15 protein-coding genes and 2 tRNA genes are annotated in these 17,030 nt (G+C 43.6%); 4 read left to right on the top strand and 13 right to left on the bottom strand.

Going from position 1 to position 17,030, the window contains the following annotated elements; genetic code table 11:
• Nucleotides 1–70: 70 nt before the first annotated feature.
• From PHG87_03725 to dnaA, 13 genes are all read right to left on the bottom strand, one after another.
• A tRNA-Arg gene (locus PHG87_03725) sits at nucleotides 71–142 on the bottom strand.
• Nucleotide 143: 1 nt separating this feature from the next.
• Nucleotides 144–1,385, bottom strand: coding sequence for an endonuclease Q family protein (locus PHG87_03720; protein MDD5477298.1), 1,242 nt, complete (start codon nucleotides 1,383–1,385; stop codon nucleotides 144–146).
• A 2-nt stretch (nucleotides 1,386–1,387) separates the two neighbouring features.
• Nucleotides 1,388–2,662, bottom strand: coding sequence for a dihydroorotase (locus PHG87_03715; protein ID MDD5477297.1), 1,275 nt, complete (start codon nucleotides 2,660–2,662; stop codon nucleotides 1,388–1,390).
• 22 nt (nucleotides 2,663–2,684) lie between these two features.
• Entirely contained in the window at nucleotides 2,685–3,623 is a 939-nt protein-coding gene (locus tag PHG87_03710) for an aspartate carbamoyltransferase catalytic subunit (protein MDD5477296.1), read from the bottom strand.
• On the bottom strand, nucleotides 3,623–4,207 hold the full coding sequence (gene pyrR, locus PHG87_03705; GenBank protein MDD5477295.1) for a bifunctional pyr operon transcriptional regulator/uracil phosphoribosyltransferase PyrR: 585 nt from the start codon (nucleotides 4,205–4,207) through the stop codon (nucleotides 3,623–3,625). The genes PHG87_03710 and pyrR overlap by 1 nt, the downstream gene beginning before the upstream one ends.
• 109 nt (nucleotides 4,208–4,316) lie before the next feature.
• Nucleotides 4,317–4,970, bottom strand: coding sequence for a 16S rRNA (cytidine(1402)-2'-O)-methyltransferase (gene rsmI / locus PHG87_03700; protein MDD5477294.1), 654 nt, complete (start codon nucleotides 4,968–4,970; stop codon nucleotides 4,317–4,319).
• Nucleotides 4,970–6,808: a glutamine--fructose-6-phosphate transaminase (isomerizing) gene (gene glmS / locus PHG87_03695; protein MDD5477293.1), complete on the bottom strand. Its 1,839-nt coding sequence runs from the start codon at nucleotides 6,806–6,808 to the stop codon at nucleotides 4,970–4,972. The genes rsmI and glmS overlap by 1 nt, the downstream gene beginning before the upstream one ends.
• 18 nt (nucleotides 6,809–6,826) lie before the next feature.
• Nucleotides 6,827–6,901 (bottom strand) — tRNA-Glu (locus PHG87_03690).
• A gap of 9 nt (nucleotides 6,902–6,910) precedes the next feature.
• Nucleotides 6,911–9,343 (bottom strand): DNA gyrase subunit A, encoded by a 2,433-nt coding sequence (gene gyrA, locus PHG87_03685; GenBank protein ID MDD5477292.1) that lies wholly within the window; start codon nucleotides 9,341–9,343, stop codon nucleotides 6,911–6,913.
• A 2-nt stretch (nucleotides 9,344–9,345) separates the two neighbouring features.
• Nucleotides 9,346–11,787 (bottom strand): DNA topoisomerase (ATP-hydrolyzing) subunit B, encoded by a 2,442-nt coding sequence (gene gyrB / locus PHG87_03680; protein MDD5477291.1) that lies wholly within the window; start codon nucleotides 11,785–11,787, stop codon nucleotides 9,346–9,348.
• The gene (locus tag PHG87_03675; protein ID MDD5477290.1) at nucleotides 11,788–12,072 is read right to left on the bottom strand and encodes a DciA family protein; all 285 of its coding nucleotides are present in this window, start codon (nucleotides 12,070–12,072) and stop codon (nucleotides 11,788–11,790) included. It abuts the gene before it with no gap.
• Between the two features lie 3 nt (nucleotides 12,073–12,075).
• Nucleotides 12,076–13,170 carry a DNA polymerase III subunit beta gene (dnaN, locus tag PHG87_03670; GenBank protein MDD5477289.1) on the bottom strand — a complete coding sequence of 365 codons (1,095 nt, stop codon included), beginning with the start codon at nucleotides 13,168–13,170 and terminating at the stop codon, nucleotides 12,076–12,078.
• 141 nt (nucleotides 13,171–13,311) lie between these two features.
• Nucleotides 13,312–14,649, bottom strand: a complete 1,338-nt coding sequence (gene dnaA / locus PHG87_03665; GenBank protein MDD5477288.1) for a chromosomal replication initiator protein DnaA — start codon at nucleotides 14,647–14,649, stop codon at nucleotides 13,312–13,314.
• A 245-nt stretch (nucleotides 14,650–14,894) separates the two neighbouring features.
• On the opposite strand from dnaA, the gene rpmH reads away from it, so the two are divergent.
• From rpmH to PHG87_03645, 4 genes are read left to right on the top strand one after another with little or no spacing between them, the layout of a single operon-like run.
• On the top strand, nucleotides 14,895–15,032 hold the full coding sequence (gene rpmH / locus PHG87_03660) for a 50S ribosomal protein L34 (protein ID MDD5477287.1): 138 nt from the start codon (nucleotides 14,895–14,897) through the stop codon (nucleotides 15,030–15,032).
• A gap of 14 nt (nucleotides 15,033–15,046) precedes the next feature.
• Nucleotides 15,047–15,247: a membrane protein insertion efficiency factor YidD gene (yidD, locus tag PHG87_03655; protein ID MDD5477286.1), complete on the top strand. Its 201-nt coding sequence runs from the start codon at nucleotides 15,047–15,049 to the stop codon at nucleotides 15,245–15,247.
• A 5-nt stretch (nucleotides 15,248–15,252) separates the two neighbouring features.
• Entirely contained in the window at nucleotides 15,253–16,782 is a 1,530-nt protein-coding gene (yidC, locus tag PHG87_03650; GenBank protein ID MDD5477285.1) for a membrane protein insertase YidC, read from the top strand.
• Nucleotides 16,779–16,979 (top strand): Jag N-terminal domain-containing protein, encoded by a 201-nt coding sequence (locus PHG87_03645; protein ID MDD5477284.1) that lies wholly within the window; start codon nucleotides 16,779–16,781, stop codon nucleotides 16,977–16,979. The genes yidC and PHG87_03645 overlap by 4 nt, the downstream gene beginning before the upstream one ends.
• Nucleotides 16,980–17,030: the final 51 nt, after the last annotated feature.

The following is a 17,030-nucleotide window of genomic DNA, read 5'->3' as shown; positions in this document are numbered from 1 at the left end:
TACTCCACTTTCTTTAATTTCTTGCCTAATTTATGGGCTAATTACTCCACTTCTACATTACAGTCTTTTTTGCGCCTGGACAGAATTGAACTGTCACCACTAGCTTCGGAGGCTAGTGCGCTATCCGTTGCGCTACAGGCGCGTTAAAATAAACTTAATTGTTGTTCGCTTTTCTCCTGTTGATCATGATCATCAAAGATGGAAATTATGCCATATTCGCCGTCAAAACCTGCTTTGATATTCACTTTACCTGCGCGCACGCGTAAAATACCCTCCACAACTTTAGGCGGCAGGCTTTTCAGCAGTTCATCCTTTGAAGCCTTAAGTAAAATATTAAACTCAGTGCCAAATTTAGCCAGATAAATTCGGTAATCCCTCTCTACGGCCACAGAAGCATTCCCTACTCCTTTTGCTTCAGCGATTATTTCGGAGAAAGGAATCAGGTTTTTAAAAGGAACGGCGTTTTCAGGCTTAAATCCTTCCGGCCGGTCAGCTAATTTTTCAACCCGGTTAACCACGCCAACAGTAACCGGCTTGCCGCACTTAGGACATTTCCCATTGTGCTCCCTGGTTTCTTTCGGCGACCAGCGGATACCGCAGAGGCGGTGCCCGTCAAAATGGTATTTACCTTCCTCAGGGAAAAATTCAATGGTATATAAAAATCTGCTTTTATCTTTGGTTTTTAAAACCTCACGAATAGTTTTATAATCTAATTCGCAGTTAAACACATTGGCTTCTCTGCCAATCTTCTGCGGCGAATGTGAATCGCTGTTAGAGATCAGCGTAAATCTATCCAGCGCGCTTAAACGCCAGTTCATCGCCGGATCGCTGGATAAACCGGTCTCCAGGGCAAATATTTTGGGAGTTTCTTTTTCAAAACAATCTTCGATCTTATCGAAACCGGACATCGATCCAAACACGCTAAACCAGGGGGTCCAAATATGGCCCGGGACGATCATGCAGTTCTCATCGATATCAAAGACAATCCGCGCCAGTTCATCGGCGGCAATTCCGACAATTGGCCTGCCGTCGCTGGATAAATTCGCTCCGCGGCGGCTAAGCGCGTTATTAATTTTATCAACGACCGCGAAAGAAGGAGCAAAAATTAAATTATGAATACGATATCCTTTACCTCCCTTAGAATAAATACTGCTAATTTCGGAGGTAAGCATAAAATCCACGCCGGCATATTTGAATAATCCATTTCCGCAATCTTCCAATGTGTGTTTTAATTCCTCCAGCCATAAATGGTGCGTAAAATCACCTGTGCCCATTAAGGTGATCCCTTTTAATTTTGCCCACTCCGCCAGATGCTTGATATCCATATCGCGGCTGGTTGCCCGTGAGTATTTGGAGTGAATGTGAAAATCGGCGATAAATTCCATATTTACCTTTGATAAATTAGCTGGCCATTACAAATTGTGTAATCTAGCCGGCCTTTTAGAGAATAGCCAAGAAAGGCGGAATTCTTGGATTTAGAGGCCAGGCTTTGCTTGTCAACCACCCAGGGCTCTTGATCCGAAACTATAATTATATCCGCGGGAGACCCTTTTGACAATTTACCTGTGTCTAAACCCAGAATTTTAGCGGGATTTAAGCAGAACTTTTCAACCAATCCCGGCCAATCCAAAACCCCTTTGGCTAACAATTCATTGATGCCGGCGGAAAGCTCGGTCTCTAATCCCACCACCCCGAATTCAGCGCGTTCAAACTCAATATCTTTTTCATTCTCAGTGTGCGGGGCGTGATCCGAGGCAATCACATCAATCGTGCCGTCCTTTAATCCCTGTTTTATCGCGATAAGGTCCTCTTTACTTCTTAGGGGCGGATTCATTTTCATATTCGTGTCGTATCCTAAAAGCGCGTCTTCAGTAAGCGTAAAATAGTGCGGGGCTGTTTCACAGGTTACCTGAACACCCGTTTTTTTAGCCCGGGTAATTATCTCCACTGACTCCCGGCAACTCACATGGGCGATATGCACCGCGGAGGCGGCATTGTTGGCTAACTCGATATCCCTGCGGACCCGCTTATATTCAGATTCATTAGATATGCCGCGTAACCCTAAGCGCGTAGAATTAAAACCTAAATTGATTACCCCTTTGCCGGAAAGTTTTTTATCTTCGGAATGGCAGATAGTCAAAAGGCCGGCTTGTTTTGCTTTTTTGAGCGCCTCAAACATCAACGCGTCGCTATCCACCGAGCATCCGTCATCGGATATAGCGTAAACACCGCTTTTCTTTAACGCGGTAATATCGCTTAACTCTTTACCTAAACGGCCTTTAGTGATTGTTCCGCAAATAAGCACATTCACCTTCGCGTCTTTATTGATTATCTCCTTCAACAACCTGACGCTCTCCGGGCAATCCATCGCCGGCTGGGTATTAGGCATGGCCAACACCGTAGTTACTCCGCCTTTGGCAGCAGCCAGCGTGGCAGTTGCCACTGTCTCCTTGTCTTCCCTGCCGGGTTCACGTAAATGCACATGCATATCGATAATACCCGGGGCGACAATTTTATTATCGGCATTGATTATCACGGCGTCCTGGACTTGAATATTTTTGGCGACTTTGGATATTTTATTTCCCTCGATCAGGATATCCAGTTTTGCGTCAATTTTATTTTCCGGGTCAATTACTCTGCCGCCCCTAATCAAAATACTCATAACTTATTGTACCCCCAAGGCATTACACATTACACATTTTTTCTTTCGCCTGGCTGACTAAAAATAAAACCGCCATTCTTACGGCAATACCGTTAGTTACCTGCTCCAAGATCACGGAATTTTTCCCATCGGCCACTTCGCTGGACATCTCAATCCCGCGGTTAATCGGGCCCGGATGCATCACCACAATATCTTTCTTGGCTTTAGCCAATCTTTCTTCGGTAATCCCAAACTTTTTAAAATAATCCAACTGCTCGGGAAATGCCGCGTCTTCATCGCGCTCAAACTGCATTCTTAAGACATTCACCGCGTCGGCTTTTTTTAGAACTTCATCGAGATTACTGGAGGTTTTTGCTCCGGTTAGCTCAATTCCCACGGGAAGCAACATCTCCGGCGCGCAAAGCGTAACATTAGCCCCTAATTTAGTCAGCCCCCAGATATTTGAACGGGCAACCCGGGAATGGGCGATGTCGCCGACAATGGCAACATTTAAACCTTTTATTTTTCCCAATTTTTCTTTTAAGGTAAAAATATCCAGCAGCGCCTGGGTAGGATGCTCATGCCAACCATCTCCGGCATTAACCACGCTGATATCCAAAGCCCGGGCGAGCATATTGGCCGCGCCGGAATAATTATGCCGCATAATAATTATGTCGGCTTTTAGCGCCTGGATGTTTTTGCCTGTATCAATTAAAGTTTCGCCTTTGCGCACGCTGGAAGTTTCTGTGGCGATATTGATCACGTCGGCAGAAAGCCTTTTAGCGGCGACCTCAAAAGATACCCGGGTGCGCGTGGATGGTTCATAAAAAAGATTTACCGCGGTTTTACCGCGAAGAGCGGGAACTTTTTTGATCTCCCGCGTGGAAACTTCCTTAAAAGATTCGGCGGTCTCTAAAATAAGTTCGATCTCCTCCGGCGTTAAATATTCCAGGCCCAAAAGGTCCTTCTTGGTCCAACTCATTATTCTTTCTCCGCAATTAAAACTTCGTCGCTGCCATCAGTTTCTTGGAGGCGTACTTCCACGGATTCTTTATTGGAAGTAGGGATATTTTTACCCACAAAATCCGCCCGGATGGGCAACTCGCGATGCCCGCGGTCAACCAAAACTGCCAGCTGGATTGATTTTGGGCGGCCAAAATCAATCAATGCGTCCAAAGCCGCCCGGATTGTGCGGCCGGTGTAAAGCACATCATCAACCAGTACTAAATTTTTTTCGTTAATATCAAAATCTATTTCGGTTCTGCGCACCCGCGGCTGGCCGGAAGCCAAAGCCAAATCATCGCGGTAAAGCGTAATATCCAAAGCGCCGGTTTCAATCTCCTTTCCCTCGATCTTTTTGATACATTCGGCAATACGCTGGGCGATATAAACCCCCCGGTTCCTAATGCCGATTAGAGATAGCCCCGCAGTGCCCTTGTTTTTTTCGATAATTTCATGGGCAATGCGCGTAATCGCCCGGCTAACCCCTTCCTGATCCAGTATTTTAGCTTTTTCTTTCATAGTCAACCCAAAAAAATACCCCTGGCTTGTTTGCCAAGGGTTCATATTTTTCCCACTATTTTACGCATTTTATTTACCTTGCCAGCTTCTCTGAGCCGAGCTTAAAGGTCCGTTTATTGTTTTAAGTATACCACTAGCTGCCTCATTGTCAAGGCTAAATTACAACTACGAACTCGCCGCGGGGCTTGCTTTGGGAAAGCTTTTCTTGAATAATTTTGGGGCTGGCGCGCAAGACTTCTTCGAATTTCTTGGTTAATTCCCTGGCCACCGTAATTTCTTTATCGCCGAAAACCGTATTTATATCTTCAAGGCTGGCCAGAATCCTATGGCAGGATTCATAAAAAACCAGGGTACAACCGAGTTGCTTTAATTTCTCAAGTTGGTTTTTGCGCGCGCCGCCGCGGTTAGGCAGGAACCCAGCGAAATAAAATTCATGGGCTGGCTTTCCGGAAAGCACGAGGGCATTGACAAAAGCCGTTGGCCCGGAAATAAAAGTCATCTCCAGGTTATTTTTGATCGCCAGATTGATTAAATTATAGCCGGGGTCAAGAATTCCCGGGGTGCCGGCATCGGAAACCAAAGCAATATTTTTCCCCGCTTTGAGCAAGCCGATTAAATAATCACCTTTACTAAATCGGTTGTGCTGGAAAAAACTTGTTGTGGGAGTTTTAATTTCGTAATGCGCCAGTAAAATTTTGGTGTGCCGTGTGTCTTCACAGGCAATTAAATCCGCGCTTTTTAAAACCTCGATTGCCCTTTGGGTGAAATCTTTTAAGTTGCCGATTGGAGTAGCAACGATATAAAGCATTATTCTACGGTTACGGACTTGGCTAAATTGCGCGGTTGATCCACGTCGCAGCCGCGCTTGACAGCGATATGATATGCCAGCAACTGCAGCGGCAGGACTACTAAAAGCGGAGAGAATATTTCATCGATCCTGGGAACATAAATTACTTCGCGGGTTAATTCTTTAATCTCTTTGTCCCCTTCAGTGGCAATGGCAATAATTCTTCCTTTACGGGAACGGATCTCCTGGATATTGGAAACCATCTTTTCATAAACCTTGGAGTTAGGCGCGATACAAACCACCGCCCGATATTCATCAATTAAAGCAATCGGCCCGTGTTTCATCTCTCCAGCCGCGTATCCTTCAGCCGGAATATAAGAGATTTCTTTTAATTTCAAAGCCCCTTCTAAAGCCGAAGGATAATTCACATTCCGGCCTAAATATAAAAATGACCCTAAATGCGAATGCCGGCGGGCAAGGGTGGCAATGCTTTTCTGCCATTTCAAAATCTCAACCTGGTGTTTGGGAACCTTGCGCAGTTCATCCAGCAATTTTTTAATTTTAGCGGCAGGCAAAACATCCCTTATTTGCGCCAAATAAAAAGCAAACAAATAAAGCGCGGCAAGCTGCGCGGTGTAAGCCTTGGTCGAGGCAACGCCAATCTCCGGTCCGGCATGGGTGTAAATTATGCCGTCGGATTCCCGGGTTAAGGTTGAACCCAAGACATTGCATATGGAAATTACACTTGAGCCGCGGCGCTTTGCCTCTCTTACCCCGGCCAAAGTATCCGCTGTCTCTCCGGACTGGCTGATCGCAATAACCAGCGTCTGCGGCCCGATCAAAAGATCCCGGTAGCGAAACTCGCTGGAAACATCAATTTGCGTAGAAATTCCGCAAACCGACTCCAGCACATATTTGGCGACCATCCCGGCATGATAGGCTGTGCCGCAGGCAACGATAAAAATGTTTTTTACATCCTTGAGCTTGGTTTCCGGAATATTCTGCTCTTTAAAAAACAGCTTACCGGTTTCTTTATCGATGCGGGAATTAATTAAACTTTCCAGGATCCTGGGCTGCTCATTAATTTCTTTGAGCATAAAATGATCAAACCCGGATTTTTCCGCCTGGTCAATATCCCAATTAATATGCGTGGTTTCTTTAAAAATAGTTTTGCCCTCAAGATTACTCACCTTAAAATTATCCTTATCTAAAACCACAATCTCATTTTCATCAAGAAAAACAACCTCTTTGGTAAAACCTAAGACTGCCGGGACATCGGAGGCCAGAAAATTCTCCCCTTTGCCTACTCCGACGATTAAAGGGCTGCCCAAGCGGGCCCCCACTAATTTATCCGGTTCTCTGGCCGAAACTACTCCGATAGCAAAAGAACCTACCAAGAGTTTGAGCGCCTTAGATACCGCCTCCTCAAGCGGAATATTCTTATAAAATTTTTCGATTAAGTGCACGATTACTTCGGTGTCCGTCTGGCTGGTAAAGGTGTGCCCTTCTTTAATCAGCTGGGCTTTCAGGGATTCATAATTTTCAATAATTCCGTTATGCACAATAGCGATCTGTCCGGAACAGTCATGATGCGGATGGGCATTAACCTGTGTCGGAGCACCGTGAGTTGCCCAACGCGTATGAGCAATACCAACTGTGCCGTTAAGCGGCTTGTTTTTAACTAATTTTTCCAATGCGCTGATTTTTCCGGGGGATTTTCTGATTCCGATGCTATTTTGTTTGGGAAGGATTAAAGCTATGCCGCTGGAATCGTAGCCACGGTACTCTAAACGTTTTAATCCGGTTAAAAGAATAGGCTGGGCTTCTTTTTCACCAATGTATCCGACTATTCCACACATTGAGCACCTTAAATTTATTGACCCTGACGGGATTTGAACCCGTGTCGAGAGCTTGAAAAGCTCTTGTCCTGGACCAGGCTAGACGACAGGGTCTCTTTAGCCTTATTCATTTTCTTCGGCAATGACCGGGGCAACGCAGGAAACCCGGTCTTTATCCTGCAACTTAATTAAGCGCACCCCTTGGGATGAGCGGCCGGTTTCCCGGATATCTTTTATCGCGCAGCGTAAAAATATCCCGTTCTGAGTAATGACCATCAGCTCATCTTTATCATTCACGGTTTTTAAATTTACCGCCTGGCCATTCTTATCGGTAACTTTGATATTAATTACCCCTTTGCCGCCGCGGCTGGTTAGGCGGTATTCATCAATGGTGGTGCGTTTTGCAAAACCTAACTCCGTAACCGTTAAGATCGTCGAAGCCTTTTGCGGAACCACCATATCAATAACTTCATCTTTTTTGGCCAAAGATATTGCCCGTACGCCATGGGCGCCCCTGCCCATTTCACGTACTTTTTCCTCGGAAAATCTGATTGCCTTGCCCTGCCTGGTTCCGATAAGCAACTCCTGTTTTCCGTCGGTCATCTCCACGCCAATCAAAACATCATCCTTATCTAAAGTGATCCCGATAATCCCGCCTTTGCGCGGATTACCGTAGGCCTCAAGCTTAGTCTTTTTGATTTGGCCTAACTTAGTGACCATAACCAAATATTTATCCGCCGAAAACTCTTTGACCGGAATGGTCGAACTCACCTTAGCCGACTGTTCCATTTGCACCAGATTAACAATGGCTTTGCCCTTAGATATGCGACTAGCCTGAGGAATTTCATAAACCTTCAGCCAATGCACCTGTCCTTTATCCGTAAAAATAAGCAAGTAATCTTTAGTAGAGGCCACAAAAAGATGCTCGCTAAAATCTTCTTCTTTTAATTCCGCCCCCATTGACCCGGTACCTCCGCGCTTTTGTTTACGATACGAGCTTACCGGCAGGCGCTTGATATAACCGCCATGGCTGATCGTTACCACCACATCCTCCTCGGCAATTAAATCCTCAACCTCCAACTCTTCCGCTTCCCCGACAATATCCGTGCGCCGGCTATCACCATATTTTTTCTTTAATTCCTCCAGCTCTTCTTTAATGATGGCTTCGATCTTTTTAAGCGAGCCCAGGATTGCCCGGCATTCTTCGATTTTCTTTAAAAGTTCCGCGTACTCGGCGTCAATTTTATCGCGCTCAAGGGCGGTTAACCGCTGCAGCTGCATCTCCAGGATCGCCTGGGATTGAATCTCGGAGAGCTCAAACTCCTTCATTAAATTTAATTTGGCGCTTTCGACGCTCTTGGAGGTCTTGATAACCTTGATAATCCGGTCGATAAATTTAAGCGCAATTTTTAAGCCTTCTAAAATATGCGCGCGTTTTAAAGCCTTATCTAATTCAAACTGCGTGCGCCTGCGGATGACTACTTTGCGATGCTCAATATAACAATCCAGTACCTGGCGTAAATTTAAAACTTTCGGGCGGTTATCGACCAGGGCCAGCATAATAATCCCAAAGGTGTTTTCAAGCTGGGTGTGTTTAAAAAGCTGGTTTAAAACAATCTGGGATTTAGTGTCGCGCTTAAGCTCAACGACAATGCGCATACCTTCTTTATCGGATTCATCGCGGATATCGGAAATACCTTCGATTTTTTTCTCATCAACTAAACCGGCAATTGACTCAATCAGAGCGGACTTTTGCACCTGATATGGAATCTCGGTAAAGATAATCAGGTCTTTGCCGTTCTTCTGGTGCTCCACAGTAGCCTTAGCCCGCACTATGAGCTTACCTCTACCGGTCTGATATGCATCCTTAATTCCACCCTTGCCGCAAATCAAACCGCCGGTAGGAAAATCCGGCCCTTTGATATAACGCATTAAATCTTTAATCTCTGCTTCCGGGTGTTCCAGGATATAAATGATCGCGTCGCAAACTTCGTTTAAATTATGGGGCGGAATATTGGTAGCCATGCCCACGGCAATACCGCTTGAGCCGTTCACCAAAAGATTAGGCAGAGTTGCCGGTAACAGCAAAGGCTCTTTTAAAGAAGAATCGAAGTTGGGCCCAAAATTTACAGTTTCTTTTTCAATATCATCTAACATTTCATCGCTAACCGCGGCCAGGCGGGCCTCGGTATAACGCATCGCCGCGGCGGCATCACCATCCACTGATCCAAAGTTACCCTGGCCATCGACTAAAGGATAGCGCAAAGAAAAATCCTGGGCCATTCTGACCAGCGTGTCGTAAATAGCCACGTCTCCATGCGGATGGTATTTACCCATGGTTTCACCGACGATACGGGCGCATTTCTTGTAGGGTTTGGAATGTTCCAGGTTAAGTTCGCGCATGGCGTAAAGAATACGCCGGTGCACAGGCTTTAAGCCATCGCGCACATCGGGCAGGGCCCGGCCGACAATTACGCTCATGGCGTAATTTAAATAGGAGTCCTTAACCTCATCCTCGATATAAACCTGAATTATTTTATCGTTACGCGTGTACATAATTAAATATCCAAGTTTTTGACCTGATGCGCGTGGTCTTCAATAAATTCACGCCGCGGCTCAACCTGATCTCCCATTAAAACAGTAAACATTTTATCCGCTTCCACCGCGTCTTCTAAGGTTACCTGTAAAATTGTCCGCTTCTCAGGATCCATTGTCGTATCCCAGAGTTGCTGCGGATTCATTTCTCCCAAACCTTTGTATCTTTGGATATGCATGCCTTTAGAGGCAACTTCCTTGATGTAAACCAGCAGCTCTTTCAAACTAAAAACTTCTTTGACATCATCATCGTTGGTAACACGATAAACTGCTTTTAATTTTTTCTCCCCTTCTTTAGTCGCGCCCACTTTAACCACTGTGGTATTTCCAAAATAGGTCTCAAACTCAATGCCTAGTTTTTCTATTTTTAAAACCAGCTCCTCGATTTCCTGCGCTTCAAAAAGATGTAAAACATCCTGCTCTGCTTCTTTGCCTTCTTTTTCAGTTAAAGTAGCCAGTTCCTTGTCCGAATAAACAAATTGGTCTTTTCCGTCCACTTTTACCTTATAAATAGGCATTTTTTTGGTTTTAGGATGCCTAAAACTCAAGTATTCTGCAAAACTTACTCCCTTTTTATCTAAATACCTTCCCAGCTTATCCAGCTCAACCAAAAGCTTTAAAAGCTCCTTGAATTGGTTATCCGTAAAAGCTTGTTTATCCTTGACCCGGATTAATTTATGCCCTTCACGGCCTAAATCTAAAAGCATATCATTCATCTGCTGTTCAGTCTGGATATACTCTTCACGCTGGCCCCTTTTAATCTTATAAAGCGGCGGCTGGGTAATATAAACATGCCCTTCTTCAACTAGCTTTGGCAGCTGACGGTATAATAAAGTCAAAAGCAGGGTGCGGATATGCGAACCGTCAATATCCGCATCAGCCATCAGCATTAATTTATGGTATCTTAATTTCGTCAGGTCAAATTCTTCGCCAATGCCTGTACCTAAGGCAGTAATAATGGTCCGGATCTCTTCATTGGATAAAATTTTATCCAACCGCGATTTTTCGACATTTAAAATTTTTCCTTTAATCGGCAGAATAGCCTGAAATCTTCGGTCGCGGCCCTGCTTGGCCGAACCGCCGGCCGAATCTCCTTCCACAATATACAGTTCACATAAAGCCGCATCGCGTTCCGAGCAATCCGCTAATTTACCGGGAAGGCCTGCTCCTTCTAAGGCGCCTTTTCTGCGGGTTAATTCCCGCGCCTTACGCGCGGCTTCCCTGGCGCGGGAAGCCACGATCACCTTGTCAATAATTTTATTGGCCACCGAAGGATTTTCCTCAAAATAACTGGCAAGTGCCTCCAAGCTGCTGGAAGCAACTAATCCTTCTACTTCGGAATTGCCTAATTTAGTTTTGGTTTGGCCTTCAAACTGCGGGTTGGGTACCTTTACGCTAATGACCGCGGTTAACCCTTCGCGCACATCGTCGCCGGTGATGGCAATATTGTCTTTAAGCAAATTTTTGCCTTTAGCATATTGATTGATCGCGCGGGTTAAAGCGGATTTAAAACCGGATAAATGCGTGCCGCCTTCAATGGTATTTATATTATTGGCAAAAGAAAACATGGTTTCGGCATAACCATCATTATACTGGAGGGCGACTTCGACATTAACATCATCCTGAAGCTTCTCAAAATAAACCACTTTGTTGTGCAAGGGATTTTTGTTTTTATTAAGGTATTCCACAAATGAAACAATACCGCCGGAAAATTCAAAAACCGCTTCTTTGTCCGAGCGCTCATCCGCTAACTTTATTTTTAATCCTTTATTTAAGAACGCCAACTCTCTGAGGCGGCCGGAAAGGATATCGTAAGAATACTCTGTTTTGCTGAAAATTGTTTTGTCCGGTTTAAAAGTAATCTTGGTGCCGGTAGAAGTGCTTTTACCGATAACCGTAAGTTTAGAAACGGTTTTACCCCGCTCATAACGCTGGTGGTAAACTTTCCCGTCTCTTTTTACCTCCACCTCCAGCCAGTCGGAAAGCGCGTTCACGCAACTTACTCCAACACCGTGCAAACCTCCGGAAACTTTATAAGAACGGTGATCGAATTTGCCCCCCGCATGCAGGGTAGTCAAGGCCACTTCCACCGCCGGCTTCTTTTCGGTCTTATGCATATCCACCGGGATCCCGCGGCCATTATCAATAACTGTTATACTATTATCCTGTTGTATACCGACGGCTATGGAATCGCAAAACCCGGCCAGGCTTTCATCAACGCTATTATCGACCACCTCAAAAACCAAATGATGCAGCCCGCGCGTCGAGGTGTCTCCAATATACATTGCCGGCCGGCGCCTGACCGCTTCAATACCTTCTAAAACCTGGATGCTGGTAGCATCATAAGCCTTAGCCTTCTCGGCGGCCTTAAGATTTTCCTTAACTTCTGGTTTGGCTTTTTTCACTTAAATTTCTCCGATACGAAAACTTATATTTTTTAATCCGGGGTTTTCTTTTTTTAGCTTACCCAGCAATTCTTCCTTCTTAAGGCTTAAAATATACAGCCAGGCGGAAGAATCCACGCTTAAACCCAGGACGCCCTTGCTGAAATATTTAACTTTTATATGCCCCAACTCTTTCTTTGTCAAGGCTTTTTTTAACCACTGCTGCGGCTGGGCATTCGCGGAAACACCCTTTTTGGCGTTTAAGCCCCGCATAACTTCATCCAGTGTATTTTTTAAAAGTTCCATTTCCTAGTTAAGGCGCATAGGTAAAACTATATAAACATAACCGCTAATCCGAATAACCCCGGGTTTTTCCGCGTCCGTCAACTCTAAACTAACTGTCTCTTCATTTAAATTCTTTAAAACATCCATTAAATAGACCGGGTTAAAGCCAATCACCAACTCCTTACCTTGATATTCTACCGCCAACTCTTCATGAAACTCTCCCACATCAGGAGTAGATTTTGAAATTACCAGCTTATTCTTAAAAACTTCCAACTTTACCGCCTGATAATCCGGCGTGGCTAAAAGCGCGGCTCTTTTGACTGCCAATAAAAACTGTTGGCGTTCAACTTTCATTTTGTTTTCGGATGCCGCAGGGATAACTTGTTTGTAGTCGGGAAATTCACCCTCAATTAAACGCGATACAACCGCAACACTACCCAAATCAAAAAGAGCCTGATTACTACTAACCACTAAAGACAGCTCCCCTTCATCTTTCAGGTTCCGGTTTAATTCCTGAATTGTTTTGATCGGAATAATCATACTCACCTCGACATCAGACTCGGCCATGGTTATTTTTCTCTCGGTAATCGCCAACCGCTTGCCGTCAGTAGCCACCAGGGTTAAGATCCCCTTACTAATCTTAAAAAGAATGCCATTTAAAACATAACGGGTTTCATCGAAAGATACCGCAAACGCGGTTAATGCTAATATTTGTTTTAAAACTCCCTGATTAATTTTAATAACTTTCTTGTCTTTAAATTCGGGTAACTTAGGAAACTCTTCTTTGGCCAACCCCATAATTTTAAATTGACACATATCCGAATCAATAAGGACCTGATTATTTTTTTTAGTAGTAACACTAATAATATCTAAAGGAAACTCTTTAACTATATCGCTAAATCTTTTAGCCGGGATAGTAATTGCTCCAGGCTCCTGCATATCCACAGGAATTACACAGGTTATTCCAATATCTAAATCGGTTGCCGTTAATTTCAGAACCCCGGATTGAACCTCAATTAAGACATTGGAAAGGATTGGCAGGGCGGATTTTGTGGTAATTATGTTTTGTACGGTCTGAATCGCGTTAACTAGGTTTGTTTTTTCGACTTTAAATTTCATCTTAGATTCCCCTTCTATTTATATATATTTAATAACTTAAAATCATAGTAACCGTAATACAACCTCATATTTGTTAACAAGAGCCCAATCCTTTGTCATAAGAGTAATTATGACAAATAGTCCATTCTAATAACCTGGGAATTACTGTTTTATAACTTGAACAACTTTTTCAACCCGTTCTTTTAATTCCGGGTTACGGTGAATATCTTCTTTAATCTTATTGTAAGAGTGCAAAACTGTTGTATGATCTTTGCCGCCAAAAAGCTCCCCAATTTCCGGCAGAGACAAGTCAGTTAACTCCCTGCTTAGATACATGGCAATTTGCCTTGGGAACACAACTTGTTTATTGCGCCGTTTGGTTTTAAGATCCTGCAGGGAAATCCCGAACTCTTCAACTACGCAACGCTGGATAAAATCTACTGTGATTAGCTTTGTCGGTTCTTTGAGCAGGTCCTTTAACACCTCTTTAGTTAGTTGCAGGGTAACCGGGGCCTCCTCTAGCAAAGAATAGGCGATGGTTCTAATCAAAGCCCCCTCCAATTCACGAATATTAGTTTTAATTAGTTGGGCGATAAAAAAAATTACTTCATCAGGGACATTAACCGGTTCCCGTTCAATTTTTTTCTTGAGGATCGCCACCCGGGTTTCTAAATCCGGAGGCTGAATATCCGTAGCCAGCCCCCAGCCAAACCGTGAAACCAGCCTTTCCTGTAAATTGGTAATTTCTTTGGGGGGGCGGTCTGAAGAAAACACAATCTGTTTATGCGCATCGTATAAAGTGTTAAAGGTGTGGAAAAACTCTTCCTGAGTGGATTCTTTTCCGGCGATAAAGTGGATATCGTCGATAACCAAAACATCCAGATTTCGGTATTTTTGGCGGAAGGCCGTGGTGGAACGGTGGACGATGGCGTCAATTAGTTCGTTGGTAAATTTTTCGCTTGAGACGTAGCATATTTTTACTCCCGAGGGATTATTATTTTTTATTTGATGGCAGATCGCCTGGATCAGGTGGGTTTTGCCCAGCCCCACCCCTCCATAAATGAATAACGGATTATATGTTTTAGCCGGCGAATTGGCCACCGCTAGTGAATAAGCGTGCGCATGCCGGTTTGACGGCCCCACCACAAAGTTTTCAAATGTATAACGCGAATTAAGATTAATAAAGCCTGTGGCAGGAGCGCTTTTAATATTGGTTTCGACAGAAGCATTAATGACGCTTAAATCCTCCTGCCTGCTGCTGACAACCAGCCTTACTAACAGATTATCCAGGCCTTTATGTTTCAAGGTTTCCCGGATAAGGTCGAAGTAGTGTTTCTCCACCCAATCTTTAAAAAATTGATCCGGCGCCTCAAGATTGATACTTTGGCTATCTTGGACCGAAAATTTCAACGGCGCTATCCAGGTAGCAAAGATCGTTTCCCCTAACTTAGCCTTTAAAGTTTCTTGCGTTTCTTCCCAGTTTTTAGTAAGCTCGAGCATGATTTTCTGACGGAATCTACAGAGTTAACAGTTTATGCACAACTTGCATAAATCTGTGGATAAAACAGGCGACCAAATTTTCTTTAAACACCGCTATTATAACAGAGCGCAAAATCCTTGCAAGCAAAAAAGATAAACGTGAGTTATTATACAGTAATATGTTGAAGCGTCAATAAAAAACTTGACCTGCGAATAAATGTGTGTTACAATTCACAAAATCAATTTCATAAAAAGGGAGATTCCAAATGAAAAAGAATTTAAAGACACCCACAAATATTGTCGGTAAAAAACGCCACGGGTTCCGCAGTAAAATGGCCTCTAAATCCGGACGCAAGCTTTTGGCTCGTCGACGGAGCAAGGGCAGACAACGCCTTTGCGTCTGAAGCTAAACCGCCCGATGCTTGCGTTAATAGCGCTATACCAGAAATATTTAAGGCCGGCTATTCCGGTCTGTTGCCGTTTTGAACCCAGCTGTTCTGAATATACAAAGCAGGCAATTTTAAAATACGGATTAATTAAAGGAGTATTAAAGGGGCTAATCAGAATATTGCACTGCCATCCTTTTTCTGGGCGGTCAGGTTATGATCCCTTAATATAAAATTTATGGAAAAACGTTTAGTTTTAGCTATTGCTTTGTCGCTTTTAGTTTTATTGAGTTGGTCAGCTTTAATGCCCAAACCGCAACCAGTTGATAATAAAGGAGTTACCGCATCTAGCGCGCAGTTACAAGCATTGCCGCAAGGTCATTCTTCTACTCTTCAGCCTGCAGTTGCCACCCTCCCCTTTACGGAGTCGATAAAAGAAACCGTAAAATTCACTCAAGATAGACGCGAAATCATTTTTAATCCGGAGAGAGCCGCTATTTTAGAGGTAATTTTTAAGAATAATCTCGAGCACCGGCTGCCGCTTAAGGTCGGTTTTCTTAGCGATAGCAACCTTATTTTTAGACAACAAAGCATAACCAAAGACAGCATTACTTTTATCCATGAAGATCAAGACAAGCGGGTTATTAAGAAATTTATTATTCCTAACAATAGTTATACCATAGAGTTAGTAATTAAGATTCAAAATTTATCCCCTTTTCCTTTGGTGTTAAATTCACAATTAGTTTTAGGTCGCTTGGATTTATCCGCCAAAAATCCTCAGGCGCGCTATCAAGATGTCGTTCTCGGAGGAAAGGAAAAGACTGTCCATCTTTCGGCTGGAAAAGATTCCAGCAGCCAGAATGTACAATTTATGGGATTGCGCGATCAGTATTTTTGCGCCATTGTTGAACCTGTTGATGCGGTAGCCAGTGCTTATATTAAGAAAATCAATCCTCAGGAATCCGAAATTGGATTATTTATAAATGAGATAACTTTAAAGCCTGGAGCTCAGATTGGACATTCGTATCGTATTTATTTGGGCCCTCAAGATTTGAACATATTAAACAGTATTAATCCAGAATGGACAGCGATTATTTATTTTGGCACCTTTGATTTTATTGCCCAACTGCTATTGCAGTTACTTGGATTCTTCTATGGCTTGGTGCACAATTGGGGTTGGGCCATAATTATTTTAAGTATTGCGGTTTATCTTCTGTTATTCCCTTTGTCCATTAAGCAAATGCGTTCGATGAAAGAGATGCAGGTTTTACAACCTAAAATTGAAGCTTTGCGTAAAGAGTTTAAAGATAACCCACAAAGATTAAATAAAGAAATAATGCAACTTTATAAAGAGCACAAGGTTAACCCTCTAAGTGGTTGTCTGCCGCTTTTATTGCAAATGCCCATATTCTTTGCCCTTTATCAAGCATTGATCCGTTCAGTAGCTTTAAGAGGAGCGCATTTCTGGTGGATTAAGGATTTATCTTCACCGGATAAGCTTTTTGTCTTTAAAAATTCAATACCTTTCTTGGGTAATCAATTGAATATCCTGCCAATTCTAATGGCTATCGGTATGTTTGTACAGCAGAAGATATCTATGGGGAAAGTATCTGGAGAAGCTGCTCAGCAGCAGAAGATGATGTCCATTATTATGCCAATCATGTTTGGTGTGATTTTCTATCAAATGCCATCAGGGTTAGTGCTTTATTGGTTTGTAAACAGTATATTGATGCTGGGCTACCAATTTCGTATCAATATTCAAAAATGAAAAAAGTGAAATATGTAGAATCTGAAGGCAAAACCGTGGAAGAGGCGATTGAAAAAGCCCTGAAAGAATTAAAACTACCACGCAGCCAGGTTAAGATTGAGAGCTTGTCCGAGGAGAAAAAAGGCCTTTTTGGCATGGCCGGAGCTAAGCCGGCGAAGGTACGCGTAAGCGTGATTCCGGGCCAAGAAAACACTTGACAACTATTTTAGTTCTGAGATAATTTATTTAGTTAAAAGACGGGGTTCCTC

The organism is Candidatus Omnitrophota bacterium, assembly GCA_028716245.1.
Classification (GTDB): Bacteria; Omnitrophota; Gorgyraeia; order Gygaellales; family Profunditerraquicolaceae; genus UBA6249.
Note: the sequence above shows the minus strand (reverse complement) of the source record. Positions and strands in the feature narration are given on the sequence as shown.